This window comes from Amycolatopsis pretoriensis, from assembly GCF_900107925.1.
Taxonomy (GTDB): Bacteria; Actinomycetota; Actinomycetes; order Mycobacteriales; family Pseudonocardiaceae; genus Amycolatopsis; species Amycolatopsis pretoriensis.
This window is the reverse complement of the sequence record NZ_FNUJ01000011.1, coordinates 1-12635: the sequence shown is the minus strand read 5'-3', so window position 1 is coordinate 12635 and position 12635 is coordinate 1. Positions and strand designations below refer to the sequence as shown.

Below are 12635 nucleotides of genomic sequence, written 5' to 3'. Positions count from 1 at the left end.
TCCGAGTATAGGAGGCGACCCCAGGAAGAAGGAGAGCAGAGATGCGCATCGTGACCCAGCAGGCACTCGGCGGACCGGAGGTGCTCCGCGTCACCGAGGCACCGCGGCCGGAACCCGGGCCGACGGAGGTCCTGGTGCGGGTGCGGGCCGCCGGCGTCAACCCCGTCGACTGGAAGGTGCGCGCGGGCGGCGGGTTCCTCGGCGAGCCGCCGTTCACCGTCGGGTGGGACGTCGCCGGTGTCGTCGAAGAGGCCGGCTTCGGCGCGACCGGCGTCCGGGAAGGCGACGAAGTCCTCGGCATGCCGTGGTTCCCGCGCCCGGCCAACGCCTACGCGGAATACGTCACCGCGCCCTCGCGGCACTTCGTGCGCAAGCCGGCCGGGCTGTCGTTCGCCGAGGCCGCCGCACTCCCCCTCGCCGGGCTCACCGCGTGGCAAGGACTTGTCGACGTCGCGAACGTCCAAAGCGGACAGCGAGTGTTCATCGACGCCGCCGCGGGCGGGGTCGGGCACCTGGCCGTGCAGATCGCCAAGGCGCGCGGCGCGCACGTCATCGGCACGGCCAGCGCCGGCAAGCACGACCTGCTGCGCGAACTCGGCGTCGACGAACCCATCGACTACCACGACCCGGAAGCACACACGTCCGATGTGGACGTCTACTTCGGACTGGTCGGCGAGGACAGCGACCTGCGCTGGCTCCCCGCCATCAAGGAGGGCGGCCTGCTGATCGGCGTGCCCAGTGGCGTCGCGGACCGCGTCGCACGAGAAGCCGCCGAACGCGATGTCCGCACCGAGCGGATCCTGGTCGAGCCGGACCGCGGCGGGCTGACCGGCCTCGTCGAACTGATCGAGGCCGGTCAGCTGAAGGTCCGCGTCGAGCAGACCTTCCCGCTGGAGGACGCCGCCAAGGCGCACGAACTGGGTGAATCCGGCCGGGTGTCCGGCAAGCTCGTGCTGACGGTCTAACCCCGCGCGAGCACCTGGGGCAGCACCGTCGTGAGCCCGGTCCAGTCCGAGGTGATCACCGACGCGTGCTGCTTCGCCAGGTCGGCGACGCGCTGGTTGGCCTGGTCGACCGTCGGGTTGTGGGCGTCGATGGCCGGCGCGACGTTCTGCCCGTCGGTCATCACGACGTAGTAGTGGTTGGCGTCGTACCACCACGGCCCGGTCTGCGTGACCCACGCGTTCGCGTCGCCGTCGAACACCACGAACCACGGCTTGAGGTCGGCGGTGTACTTGTCCCGCGGGTCACCGCCGGCCGCGCCGTGCACGGTCGGGAAGATGTTCGCGTCGCCCAGCTTGCCCGCGTTCTTGAGCCCGACCAGGTAGCGCGCGTACTCGACGTCGGTCTTCAGCGTGTCGGTCGGGTTCCCCTCCTCGACCGTGCCCGGGATGATCTCGGTGATCACCCGGCCCCGCAACGCGTCCACCGACGGCCAGTTGTCCGCTTTGGACGCGTCGTCGAGCGTGGCGTAGGTCCCGAGCAGCTCGGCCGGGCGGAACGCGACGCTGCCGAGGTGCGAGCGGAACGTGGCGTCCAGCTCGTCCGGGCCCATGCCGGTGTTGTCCGAGAAGCCGGTCTTCATCTCCAGCTTGAGCGTGATCGGCGTGTGCCCCGGGTGGGCGGCCAGCCAGATCCGGATGTCGTCGAGGCAGTACTCGAGGTTCTTGTTCTTGCCACCGGTGTACAGCTGCGACGCCGAGGTGGCCGCGACGCAGTTGTTGTTGTTCCCCAACGGGTTCGAGTGGCTGACCTTCCACTCGTGGGTGATGAAGTCCGGCCAGACGTCCAGCTCGATCAGCGACGACCCGGCGTCGAGCGCCTGGGCCAGGTAACCGTAGGCCGCCGGGTCGTACGTGTTGTGCACGCCGACCGTCGTGACGTGGGAGAGCTTCGGGCTGTCCGCGTGGGCGGCAGTCGCCCCCGAGAACGTGAGAGCTGCCGTGAGGAGGGCCACCGAGAAGAGCTTCATCCAGGCTCCTTCGAACGTGAGTAACGTTCACAATGTCTCACCGTGGTTGACTCTTGATGAAGGAAAAGCGGCCGATTGGCCTAGACCAGAAGTCGGGAAAAGTATGACGACGAGCCCGCCCACCGCGTTGACCATCGCCGGATCGGACTCCGGCGGCGCCGCCGGTCTCCAGGCGGACCTGCGCACGTTCCTGACCTGCGGTGTGCACGGCCTGGTCGCGGTCACCGCCGTCACGGTGCAGAACACCCTGGGTGTGCACGACCGCGCGGACCTGCCGCCGCACATCGTGGCCGGGCAGATCGAGGCCGTCGCGGCGGACATGGGTGTCGGCGCGGCGAAGACCGGCATGCTGGCGTCGGCCGAGATCATCAACGCCGTCGCCGCCGCGTGTGACAAGGCGGAGATCGGCCGCGACGAGAAGATCCCGTTCGTCGTCGACCCGGTGGCGGCGTCGATGCACGGCCACCCGCTGTTCGACGAGGCGGGCCTGCACGCCCTGCGCGACGAGCTGCTCCCGCGTGCGACGGTCTTGACGCCGAACCTCGACGAGGTCCGCCTGCTCACCGGCATGACGGTCAAGGACCGCGAGGGCATGCACACCGCGGCGGTGGTCCTGCAGCGGATGGGCCCGCGGTACGTCCTGGTCAAGAGCGGTCACCTGCAGGCCGACCCCGAGTGCGTCGACCTGCTCTTCGACGGCTCGACGTTCGTGGAGCTGCCGGGCGAGCGGTACCCGACCCAGCACACGCACGGCGCGGGCGACACCATGGCGTCGGCCCTCACCGCGGGCCTGGCCAAGGGCATGTCGGTGGTCGAGGCCGCCCGCTACGGCAAGTGGTTCGTCTCGCACGCGGTCGAGCACGCCTACCCGATGGGCGCCAAGGTCGGCCCGGTCTCGGCCTTCTGGCGGCTGGCACCCGAGGAGCGCTGAGTACCCGCCCGGCTACCATCCCTGCGTTTACTGATCCTTGAACCAAGCAGGGGGCGGCCTTGACCGGACGCGAGCGCGTGGCGAAGGTCCTCGAAGACCGCCGCTTCCAGAACTTCATCATCGCCGTGATCGTCTTCAACGCGGTCACGCTGGGCATGGAGACGTCGACGTCGCTCATGTCCGGCTACGGCGACCTCCTGCACGTCCTCGACCACATCGCGCTCGGGATCTTCGTCGCCGAGCTGCTGGCGAAGTTCTACGCCTACCGCGGCGCCTTCTTCCGCGACAACTGGAACGTCTTCGACCTGCTCGTCGTCGGCATCGCGGTGATCCCGGCGACCGGGCCGTTCGCCGTCCTTCGGTCGTTGCGCGTGCTCCGGGTGCTGCGGCTGATCTCGGTCGTGCCGTCGATGCGCAAGGTCGTCTCCGGGCTGCTCGCCGCGATCCCCGGCATGGCCTCGATCGCCGCCCTGCTCGCGCTGATCATCTTCGTGGCCGGGGTGATGGCGACGAAGCTGTTCGGCGCCATCGACCCGGGCGACTTCGGCGACCTCGGCACGTCGCTGTTCACGCTGTTCCAGGTGATGACCGGCGAAGCGTGGCCGGACATCGCGAAGACGATCATGGAACAGGCGCCGATGGCCTGGATCTTCTTCGTCGTCTACATCCTGGTGTCGAGCTTCGCGGTGCTGAACCTCTTCATCGCCGTGGTGGTCAGCGGCATGGAAGACGAGCTGCGCCAGGACATCCGCGAGGAAGAGGCGAAGCAGGCCGAAGCCCAGGCCGCGGCGAACCAGGAGATCCTCGACGAGCTCCGGGCCCTGCGCGCCGAGCTCGCCGAGCTGCGCCGGACCGCCGCTTAGCGGAACGCGGCGACGTTGCGCGCGACCCACTCGGCGAAGGGGCGCGCCGGCCGGCCGAGGACCCGCTCGACGTCGGGGCGGACGCGCACTTCGGCCGGGCTCGGCGAGCCGAGGATGTCCAGGGTGTCGTCGGCTAGCTCGGCCGGCATGCTCCGCGTCATGCCCGCCTTGGCTTCGGCGCGGGTGATCTCGTGGAACCGCACCGGCGAGCCCAGCGCGGCGGCGATGGCCGCCGCCTGCGCGCGCTGGTGGCGGACGGCCTGATCCGGCGCCGGGTCGAGCCGACGACCCCGCCGCAGGTCACCTACGGGCTGACCGAGTTCGGCCGGGACGTCGGCGAACCGCTGACGGAGCTGTTCGACCGGATCACCCGGCGGCTCGCGGACTAGCTCAGTCGTCCGCGATCAGGGCTTCGAGCGCCGGCAACGCGGCCGTGAGCGCTTCGCGGTGCTCGGGCGTCAAGCGGTCCAGGCGCCGGTTCAGCTCCTGCACCCGCGTCGACCGGACGCCGGACACCAGCCGCTCACCTTCTTCGGTCGCCTTCGCCAGCCACGCCCGGCGGTCGACCGGGTCGGACTCCCGGCTGACGTACCCGGCCTCGACCAGGGACGCGATGATCCGCGACATCGTCGCCGCCGCGACCCCCTCCTTCGCGGCGAGGTCGCCCAGCCGCAGCTGCCCGGAGATCACCAGCGTCGCGAGGGCCGAGATGGCGCCGTGGCCGGGGCCGGGCACACCGGCCTGGCGCAGCGACCGGGACAGCCTGCCGACGGCGAGGTACAACCTGCCGGAGGTGTCCTGAACCGATGTGGTCACGGCTGGCTCCTTCTGCCTCGCCCCGCCGCCGGTGCGCCGGAAAGTGCCGTCCACCTTACGGGTCCGGGGTGCGCGTTCGACGTGAAGCCACCCCGGTTCACCGGGGTGGACTTGACGCCTTCGCCCAGAAGCGCTGCGGCACTCGCCCGGCCCCGCGGGCCAGGTGACCGGCGACGACGGCCGAACGCATCGCGGCGGCCATCCGCTCCGGATCGGCCGCCCGGGTGACGGCCGTGGACAGCAGGACGGCGTCGCAGCCGAGCTCCATCGCCAGCGTCGCGTCCGACGCCGTGCCGATTCCGGCGTCCAGGATCACCGGGACGCCCGCTCGCGAAACGATGAGCTCGATGTTGTGCGGATTCCGGATCCCGAGGCCGGTGCCGATCGGCGCGCCCAGCGGCATCACCGCGGCGCAGCCGGCCTCCTCCAGGCGCAGCGCGAGCACCGGGTCGTCGTTCGTGTAGGCGAACACCGTGAACCCGTCGGCGGCCAGCCGTTCGGCGGCGTCGAGGGTTTCCAGGGGGTCCGGCAGCAGCGTCCGGTCGTCGGCGTGCACCTCGAGCTTGATCAGATCGGTACCGAGAGCTTCCCGCGCGAGCTGCGCGGTGAGGACGGCTTCGGCGGCCGTGCGGCAGCCCGCGGTGTTCGGCAGCAGCTCGATCCCGAGCCGGTTCAGCAGCTCGAGGACGCCGGAGCCGCCTTCGGCGTCCGCGCGGCGCATGGCGACGGTGGTCAGCTCGGTGCCGGACGCGACCAGCGCTCGTTCGAGCACGGCGAGGTTGGCCGCGCCGCCGGTGCCGATGATCAGCCGGGACGACAGCTTGGCGGTGCCGATGACCAGCGGTTCTTCGTCCATCTCAGCCTCCTTGGACCGCGGTGAGCACGTCGACGCCCGCGCCCTTGGGCACGGTGGTGGCCGCCCAGTCGCTCCGGCGGACGACGACGCCGTCGACCGCGACGGCGATGCCGGGCCGCTGCCCGCCGGCCGCGTCGAGGACGTCGGCGACGGTGGCGTCGTCCGGGAACTCCGTCCACTTCCCGTTGAGCTTGATCTCCATCACACGTGCTCCTTCTGGTGCAGGCGGGCGGGTGAAGCCGCTTCGACGCCTTCGGGCGGCTTCTCACCCTCGAGCCAGGCGACCACGGCGTCCGCGGTCACGGGGGCCATGAGCAGGCCGTTGCGGTGGTGTCCGGTGGCGGCGAAGACGCCGTCGTCCAGGAGGCCGACGTACGGCAGGACGTCCCGGCTGCCGGCCCGCAGGCCCGCGGCGGTCTCGGCCAGCTCGTACTCGGTGATCGCGGGGAAGACGCGTTCGGCGCCCTCGATCAGCTCGCGCACGCCGCGCGCGGTGACGGCCCGGTCGAAGCCCGCTTCGTACTGCGTCGCGCCGAGGACGAGCTCCTCGTCGCCGCGCGGGACGAGGTAGATCGGTTTGCCTTCGACGACGGCCCGGATGGTCCGCGTCGGCGGCGGCAGGCAGCCGCGGCGGGGCTTGAGCCGCAGGATCTCGCCCTTGAGCGGCCGGACGGCGCCGGCCAGCTGCGGGTGCAGCCGCCCGGTCCAGGCGCCGGCGGCGAGCACGACGGCTTCGGCGTCCGGGATCCGTTCCACGCGTTCGCGGACGAACCGGACTTTGTGGTTGACGCCGGCCGCGTACAGGGCGTGGAGGAGTTTCCGGTTGTCCACGGCCAGGTCACCGGGCACGTGGAGTCCACTTCGGACAGAGCCGACGCCGGGTTCGAGGCGCTTGGCCTCCCGGCCGGTGAGCCGGTCCGCCGCGCGGCCGATCCCGTGCAAGTGATCGGCGAGGATGTCCAGGTAGCCGGCGTCGGCGCTGTCGAAGGCGACGACGAGCGTGCCGTGCTCGGCGAGGCCGGGGTCGACGCCTTCTTTTGCCAGCTCATCCGCGAAGCCGGGCCACCTCCGCAGCGATTCCTCGCCCAGGGCGAGGACGTCTTCCTCGCCCGGCCAGGCCTCGGTGACCGGGGCGAGCATGCCACCGGCCAGCCAGGACGCGCCGCCACGGACGGGTTCGGGGTCGTAGAGGGTGACGTCGTGGCCGTTCGCGGCCGCGCGCCAGGCCGTGGACAGGCCGATCACGCCGCCGCCCACCACTGCCAGGTTCGTCATGGGAAATCACGCTCCCTGCGCCGGCATGACCCGGATCAGGTTCCACGGTCGGAGCGGCAGCTCCCTCTCAGCCCGTCCCTCGGGCTCCCGTGCGGACTGGTCCACCCTAGCTGGCGAGGTACGGTCGCCGCTATGCCCGCCCTCTCCGGTGACAAGATCCGCGCCCGCCTCGACAGCGCGCGCCTGTACCTCTGCACGGACGCCCGCACGTCCCGCGGCGACCTGGCGTCCTTCGCCGACGCGGCCCTGGCCGGCGGCGTCGACATCATCCAGCTGCGCGACAAGACCGGCGCCTTGGAAGCCGCCGGCGAGATCGCGGCGCTGGAGGTGCTGGCCGAGGCGTGCGCACGGCACGGAGCGCTGCTGTCGGTGAACGATCGCGCGGACGTCGCGCTGGCGGTCGGCGCGGACGTGCTGCACCTGGGCCAGGACGACATCCCGGTACCGCTGGCCCGCCGCATCCTCGGGGACGACGTGGTCATCGGCCGCTCGACGCACTCGGTCCCGCAGGCTTCGGCCGCGGCTGCGGAGCCGGGCGTGGACTACTTCTGCACGGGCCCGTGCTGGCCGACGCCGACGAAGCCGGGCCGGTCGGCGCCGGGTCTGGACTTGGTGCGTGCGGTGGCCGCGACCGCGCCTTCACGGCCGTGGTTCGCGATCGGCGGCATCGACGGCGACCGGCTGCCCTCGGTGCTGGAGGCGGGCGCGTCCCGGATCGTGGTTGTCCGGGCGATCACGGAAGCCGAGGACCCCGAAGCTGCGGCCCGGGAGCTGCGCGCGCGCCTGAGCTGAAAGAACAGGTTCGGTCGAACCCGCACATTTGTTACATCTGAAATCAGATCTTCATCCCGCCCGCATCGGATTTACCCGATCGGGCCATTTGAAGACAGCACGGAGTAACGGCGTTCGGTCGAACACCGACCTCCCTGCGGAACCCCGACGCAAGGGCAATGGGGCCGCACGGAGGATTCGTGAAAACCTACGACCCCGAGATCAGCGCTTCGCGGAAACGCCCGATCTCCAAAGGCACTCGCATCATGGCGGCCTTCGCCGGCGCAGTGGTGTTTTTCGTCGCGATCGTGGTCGTGCTGAACCAGCTCGAAGAACCGGCGAAGAGCACGAACCTGGTGTGGCTGGCGGAAAAGACCACGCATTCCCCCGGCACCCTTCCGCGTGCGTTGCGCGATCGGCTCCGGCAGGCCGGAAAGGACGGTGGAGCCGAGCTCACCGCTTACGCAGTCGGCGAGCAGGCGGTAAACGTAGCGAACGACGTCGGACTGGACCTTGACCGCGGGAACGGGAAAGTCGACGACAGCCGACAGCAGGCATCCAATGTCGACAAGATCCTCAAGGACGTCGCCGCGCGCATGGGAAAAGCCGTGGTCAGCCCGAAGGGCTTTTCCTTGTACGCCGCATTGCACGCCGCCGCCGACGAAGCCGCGCGGACGGGGCAGGCAGAGGTCTGGCTGTCGAGCACCGTATTGACCGGCACCCTCGATCCGTTCACCATCTCGTCGCTGAGCACCGGCGCGGATCCCGAACAGGCCGTCAACGAGGTGCTGAAGACCCCGTTGAAAGATCTGAATCTACAGGGCGTCGATCTGCACGTCATCTTTCTGACCCCGGTGGGCGCGGAACAGCGTCCGCTCGACCCCGGATCAGAATCCTGGCGCGAGAAGTTCACCACGACTCTCGCCGATCACCTTGGTGCGCAAATCGCCGACCCGATCCACGACAACGGGATGACGGACGCCTGGCCGAACGCCTCGGACGTGCCGCCGATCCTGCCGTTCGCCCCACCGCAGCCGCCGACCCGAACGGACGACCCTCGCATCGACGAAGCGGCCTTCGCGCCCGACAGCGCCGAGCTGGTCGATCGCCCGGCCGCGACCGCGGTGGCCGCGCAAGCCGCCGAGCTGTACCGGAGCAAGAACGGGAAGTCCCGGATCAGCGTCATCGGCTACTGCGCCCGGTACGGCGACCCGGCCGGCGCGCGCGCCACCTCGGCGAAGCGCGCGGACGCCGTCGCACACCTGCTCCAGGACCAGGGGATATCCGCCGGCGACATCTCGGCGTCCGGCGTCGGGTTCGACGAACTCGCCGCCCCCGGCCAGGACGCCCGGTCACCCGCCCAGCGAGTGGTCGTCATCAAGCTCGTCGCCCGCTCTTGAGAAACGGAGTAACTCGTGACCGACCTGCCCGATGTGCCTCTGGCGGCTTACCCCGGCCTGCCGAAGGGCACCTTCCACGTTGCAGACCTGCCGAGGCCGGCCGCCATGGCGCTCGGCACCACCGATGAAGGTGTCTGGACAGCGGCTGCCGCCACTTACCTCACTGTGATCGACCCGGCGACCGGCAAGCCCGACAACGACCGGCCGCTGGCGGACGCCGCGGCCGGGGCCGCGCGCACCGCCGCAGCGGCCTGCCACGCGCAGGCGCTGGAGTACTCGGCCCCCACCGACGACCGCGCGGCCGAGCAGGACCTCGAAGCGGCGAAGCACCTCGCCGAAGCGGTCGACACGATCGAACACGCCAGCGGGCTCCTCAACGATCCCGTAACCGGCCCGGACGGCGAAAAGATCGACGGACGGCAGATCCAGGTCATCCACCACCAGGACCAACAGCTGGCCCGCCAGCGCAGCGCCGAGGGCGACTCGCGGCACACCCAGCGCAGCTGGGAGAAAGCCTGGCGGATCCTCGCCTCGACGCTGCTGGGCGTGATGGACGCGATCCTCCTGTGGAAGCCGCTGCTGAACTTGTCGTTCACCAGCGGCTCGGAGAACGCTCTCCGCTGGGCGATCGGGCTCGGCATGGTCAGCCTGCAGGTGCTGGCCATCGAGTGGGCGGCACGCACGTTCGTCAGCGCCGAACGGGCCAGTGTCGACCGCCGCGGCGCGGCCGCGGACTACAACCGCCCGTTCCAGCGCGGCCGGATGGGGCCCGAACGCCCGGCGCCGACCACGGACGAGATCGCCGAAGCCGACCGGCAGTACTCGCACGCCTACCACTGGCTGGTCGGGGTGGCCGCGGCCGTCGCGATGATCGGCGGCGTCCGCGTCGCCTGGCTGGCCCGGCAGGCGGACTTGCCGATCTACGAAGCCGTCCTGTTCGGCATCGTGATCGGCCCGATCCTCGGCTGCGTCGTCGTCCAGATGGCCCGTCTGTACTGCCGCGGGAACCTGCTGGGCGACCGGCTGGAGATCGAGCGGGCGGCGATCGACGAGATCACCGGTCGCATCAAACGGGCCCAGGGCCGCGTGGCCGCCGAACGGGAGGCCGCGCACAACGCCCTCATCGCGGCGGAGAAGCTGACCAACCACGCCGACACGCTCCGGCAACGCACCTTCACCGACTCTCTGCGCGCCGTCGAACTGGCCTGGACCTGGTTCGGCCTGCCTCCGGCCGATCTCGACCACGCGGAGTTCGAGCGCCGCGCCGTCCCCGAGGTAGAAGACACCGGCGTGCGGCGCGTCGATCTCCGCTCGCGGCTCGATCTCGTCAACAACTGGCTCGCCAACCGCGATTCGATCTTCACAGTGCCTGCTCCGCCGGGCGAAAGGACCGCGGTCGCCGAGCTGTCCGCCGGAGAGAGTGGCCGCGAAACCGCGCTGCCGGGCCGGCAAAAGAAGGACGAGCTGATCATCCTGGGTCCCGCGCCGGTGGACATTCCCGACCGGCCGAAGCCACCGCACCGGCTGATGCTGATCGGCGCGGTCATGACTGCCGTGGTGACTCTGACCACGGCGTGGCTGGCCCCGGTCGCCGACAGCGGCTCCCAGGAAGCCACTTCAGGTGTCGTAGCCTGGTCTTATCCGGCTTGATCCGAAGTCAGTGGAGGCCTCCGCCCCGGCATTTCGACCGGTACGGAGGCCTTCACGGCTTTAGGGCGTCGGCGTCGTCGCCGCGCCCTTGCTGGTCGGTGCCGTCGTCGTCGCCGGGGCTGACGTCGACGGCTGCTGCGCCGTCGTGCTCGGTGTCGTCGTCGGCGTCTCCGAGGTCGTTGTCGGGGCTGTCGACGTGTCCGAGGGCGTCGTGGTCGATTCCGTCGGCGACACCTGGGTGTCCGTCGAAGTCGACGGCGTCGTCGACGGGGTCTTGTCGGTCTGGCCACCGCCGTTGCCGAAGATTTTGCCGATGCCCGTGCCCGTGCCGCCGCCGATCTGGGTGCCCGTCGCCGACTCGAAGCCGACGATCGCCAGGATCGCCACGGCGAACGCCGCCACGCTCGTGCCGATGATCAACGGCCAGCGCAGTTTCCGCAGCCGCGAGGGCTCGGGCTTCGCCAGCTGCACCGTCGGCTGGTCGGTGATCGGGATTTCCCCCGGCTCGGCGGGACCCCGCCGCCGGATCCCCGACGTCGCCAGCTGCCGCGCCTTGAGCGCCGCCTCGCGGGTGCGCTGCAGCGAGCGCAGGTACAGCTCGCTGCCGACCGTCGACACCACGCTCGCCACACCCGCGCCGACCACTGTGCCGGCTACACCGAGCGTCGATCCCAGCAACGCCGCGGTCACCGCCGCGAGCGCCGCCGCCAGTACCTGCGCGATCCGCAGGCCGGACTTTTCTTCCTTCGCCGTGTCCAACTCGGAAGCCGCTGCGTTCTCCTTGCTCATGATCCCGATCCGCTAGAAAGTCTTCTCCCCGTTCCCAACGTGTAAGGCGCGCGAGGAACTCCCCACGTTGCCGGAGCGTGAGGAGCACCACTCCCACTGTCCACAATAGACACTTCATGCCGAACACTTTCTTGACATACTCGGCACATGGAACTGGTGACGATCTCTGACATCGAGGCCGCGGCGAAGCGCGTCCAGGATGTCGCCGTGCGCACGCCCCTGCTGCTCCAGACGTGGGATCCCCGCGAAACCCTGTGGCTCAAACCCGAAAGCCTCCAACCGGTCGGCGCGTTCAAGGTGCGCGGGGCGTTCAACGCGATCGCCACCCTCGACGACGAACGGCGTACCCGCGGCGTCATCGCCTACTCCAGCGGCAACCACGCGCAAGCGGTCGCGTACGCCGCGCAGCGGTACGGCGTGCCCGCGGTGATCGTCGTGCCGGACATCGCGCCGCGGATCAAGGTCGAGGCCACCCGCGGCTACGGCGCCGAGGTGATCGAGGTGCCGATCGGCGAGCACGAGGGCAAAGCGCGCGAACTGGCCGCCGAACGCGGGCTGACCCTCATCCCGCCCTACGACGACGCGGCCATCATCGCCGGGCAGGGCACGGCGGGGCTCGAGATCGCCGAGGACCTCCCCGACGTCGACGTCGTGCTGGTGCCGGTCAGCGGCGGCGGGCTGGCCTCCGGCGTCGGCACCGCGCTCAAGGCCCGCGCGCCGCACGCTCGGGTGATCGGCGTCGAGCCGGCGCTGGCCGGCGACGCGACCGAGGGGCACCGCCTGGGCCGCCAGGTCGACTGGCCGCAGGCCGACCGCGCCCGCACGATCGCCGACGGCCTGCGCGCGCAGCCGTCCGACCTGACGTTCGCCCACCTGCGCGCGGTCGTCGACGAGATGGTCACGGTCACCGAGGACGAGATCCGCGAGGCGATGCGCACGCTCGCCCGCAAGGCCCGGCTGGTGGCCGAGCCCAGCGGCGCGGTGACGACGGCGGCGTACCTGTTCCACGAGGCCGAGCTCCCGGCGGGCAAGACGGTGGCGATCGTCTCGGGCGGCAACGCAGACCCGGCACTGTTCGCCGAGATCCTCGCGGGCTAGGAGCCGGTCCCGAAGCGCCCCAATGTGGCCTTCGGTGCGTCTGACGCACCGAAGGCCACATTGGGTGCGTCAGACGCAACCAAGGCCACATTGAGGTTTTCTCAGTAAGGCTCGGGCAAGTAGGCGTGTTGGCCTGCGATGAGGCATGGGGCCCCTGGTAGGACTGGATTTGCGAAGATCAAGTCCGAGGTTCCAGAGGCCCCACGTGATCAAT

At 70.5% G+C, this 12635-nt stretch carries 15 protein-coding genes and 1 riboswitch; of the genes, 8 read left to right on the top strand and 7 right to left on the bottom strand.

What is annotated here, in order from left to right:
- Positions 1-41 precede the first annotated feature (41 nt).
- Positions 42-965, top strand: coding sequence for an NADP-dependent oxidoreductase (locus BLV96_RS39320; protein ID WP_086674604.1), 924 nt, complete (start codon positions 42-44; stop codon positions 963-965).
- Here BLV96_RS39320 and BLV96_RS39315 read toward each other — a convergent pair.
- Positions 962-1972, bottom strand: coding sequence for a phosphatidylinositol-specific phospholipase C domain-containing protein (locus BLV96_RS39315; protein ID WP_086674603.1), 1011 nt, complete (start codon positions 1970-1972; stop codon positions 962-964). The two genes, BLV96_RS39320 and BLV96_RS39315, sit on opposite strands and share 4 nt — an antisense overlap.
- 103 nt (positions 1973-2075) lie before the next feature.
- Here BLV96_RS39315 and thiD point away from each other — a divergent pair, with 103 nt between their 5' ends.
- Both thiD and BLV96_RS39305 read left to right on the top strand, forming a co-directional pair.
- On the top strand, positions 2076-2903 hold the full coding sequence (thiD, locus tag BLV96_RS39310; protein WP_086674602.1) for a bifunctional hydroxymethylpyrimidine kinase/phosphomethylpyrimidine kinase: 828 nt from the start codon (positions 2076-2078) through the stop codon (positions 2901-2903).
- Between the two features lie 59 nt (positions 2904-2962).
- Positions 2963-3766 carry an ion transporter gene (locus tag BLV96_RS39305; protein ID WP_086674601.1) on the top strand — a complete coding sequence of 268 codons (804 nt, stop codon included), beginning with the start codon at positions 2963-2965 and terminating at the stop codon, positions 3764-3766.
- On the opposite strand, the gene BLV96_RS39300 is transcribed toward BLV96_RS39305, so the two are convergent.
- Positions 3763-3969 carry a hypothetical protein gene (locus BLV96_RS39300; RefSeq protein ID WP_244180833.1) on the bottom strand — a complete coding sequence of 69 codons (207 nt, stop codon included), beginning with the start codon at positions 3967-3969 and terminating at the stop codon, positions 3763-3765. The genes BLV96_RS39305 and BLV96_RS39300 overlap by 4 nt on opposite strands.
- On the opposite strand from BLV96_RS39300, the gene BLV96_RS39295 reads away from it, so the two are divergent.
- A complete protein-coding gene (locus BLV96_RS39295; protein WP_244180830.1) occupies positions 3958-4155 on the top strand; it encodes a winged helix-turn-helix transcriptional regulator in 198 nt (65 codons plus the stop codon). The genes BLV96_RS39300 and BLV96_RS39295 overlap by 12 nt on opposite strands.
- Position 4156: 1 nt before the next feature.
- Here the strand turns inward: BLV96_RS39295 and BLV96_RS39290 are convergent, their stop codons facing one another.
- The 4 genes from BLV96_RS39290 to thiO form a co-directional block, all read right to left on the bottom strand.
- The gene (locus BLV96_RS39290; protein WP_086674600.1) at positions 4157-4582 is read right to left on the bottom strand and encodes a MarR family winged helix-turn-helix transcriptional regulator; all 426 of its coding nucleotides are present in this window, start codon (positions 4580-4582) and stop codon (positions 4157-4159) included.
- A gap of 97 nt (positions 4583-4679) precedes the next feature.
- Entirely contained in the window at positions 4680-5438 is a 759-nt protein-coding gene (gene thiG, locus BLV96_RS39285) for a thiazole synthase (RefSeq protein WP_086674599.1), read from the bottom strand.
- A gap of 1 nt (position 5439) precedes the next feature.
- Entirely contained in the window at positions 5440-5640 is a 201-nt protein-coding gene (gene thiS / locus BLV96_RS39280; protein WP_086674598.1) for a sulfur carrier protein ThiS, read from the bottom strand.
- A complete protein-coding gene (thiO, locus tag BLV96_RS39275; RefSeq protein WP_086674597.1) occupies positions 5640-6713 on the bottom strand; it encodes a glycine oxidase ThiO in 1074 nt (357 codons plus the stop codon). The genes thiS and thiO overlap by 1 nt, the downstream gene beginning before the upstream one ends.
- Positions 6709-6814: riboswitch (TPP riboswitch) on the bottom strand. It overlaps the preceding gene by 5 nt.
- Positions 6815-6845: 31 nt before the next feature.
- Here thiO and thiE point away from each other — a divergent pair.
- The 3 genes from thiE to BLV96_RS39260 all read left to right on the top strand — a co-directional run bounded on the left by thiE (position 6846) and on the right by BLV96_RS39260 (position 10534).
- Complete coding sequence (gene thiE / locus BLV96_RS39270; protein WP_086674596.1) at positions 6846-7505, top strand: thiamine phosphate synthase; 660 nt, start codon at positions 6846-6848, stop codon at positions 7503-7505.
- Between the two features lie 179 nt (positions 7506-7684).
- Positions 7685-8884: an OmpA family protein gene (locus tag BLV96_RS39265; protein WP_158104106.1), complete on the top strand. Its 1200-nt coding sequence runs from the start codon at positions 7685-7687 to the stop codon at positions 8882-8884.
- Positions 8885-8899: 15 nt separating this feature from the next.
- Positions 8900-10534, top strand: a complete 1635-nt coding sequence (locus tag BLV96_RS39260; protein ID WP_086674594.1) for a hypothetical protein — start codon at positions 8900-8902, stop codon at positions 10532-10534.
- 60 nt (positions 10535-10594) lie between these two features.
- Here the strand turns inward: BLV96_RS39260 and BLV96_RS39255 are convergent, their stop codons facing one another.
- The gene (locus BLV96_RS39255) at positions 10595-11323 is read right to left on the bottom strand and encodes a hypothetical protein (protein WP_086674593.1); all 729 of its coding nucleotides are present in this window, start codon (positions 11321-11323) and stop codon (positions 10595-10597) included.
- Positions 11324-11470: 147 nt separating this feature from the next.
- Between BLV96_RS39255 and BLV96_RS39250 the strand changes: the two genes are divergently transcribed.
- Positions 11471-12421: a threonine ammonia-lyase gene (locus BLV96_RS39250; RefSeq protein WP_086674592.1), complete on the top strand. Its 951-nt coding sequence runs from the start codon at positions 11471-11473 to the stop codon at positions 12419-12421.
- The last annotated feature ends 214 nt before the right edge of the window (positions 12422-12635 follow it).

Bases quoted from the DNA above. Each gene is read 5' to 3' on its own strand.
- BLV96_RS39320 (WP_086674604.1), top strand. From the start codon at position 42: ATGCGCATCGTGACCCAGCAGGCACTCGGCGGACCGGAGGTGCTCCGC.
- BLV96_RS39315 (WP_086674603.1), bottom strand. From the start codon at position 1,972: ATGAAGCTCTTCTCGGTGGCCCTCCTCACGGCAGCTCTCACGTTCTCG.
- thiD (WP_086674602.1), top strand. From the start codon at position 2,076: ATGACGACGAGCCCGCCCACCGCGTTGACCATCGCCGGATCGGACTCC.
- thiG (WP_086674599.1), bottom strand. From the start codon at position 5,438: ATGGACGAAGAACCGCTGGTCATCGGCACCGCCAAGCTGTCGTCCCGG.
- thiS (WP_086674598.1), bottom strand. From the start codon at position 5,640: ATGGAGATCAAGCTCAACGGGAAGTGGACGGAGTTCCCGGACGACGCC.
- thiO (WP_086674597.1), bottom strand. From the start codon at position 6,713: ATGACGAACCTGGCAGTGGTGGGCGGCGGCGTGATCGGCCTGTCCACG.
- thiE (WP_086674596.1), top strand. From the start codon at position 6,846: ATGCCCGCCCTCTCCGGTGACAAGATCCGCGCCCGCCTCGACAGCGCG.
- BLV96_RS39255 (WP_086674593.1), bottom strand. From the start codon at position 11,323: ATGAGCAAGGAGAACGCAGCGGCTTCCGAGTTGGACACGGCGAAGGAA.
- BLV96_RS39250 (WP_086674592.1), top strand. From the start codon at position 11,471: ATGGAACTGGTGACGATCTCTGACATCGAGGCCGCGGCGAAGCGCGTC.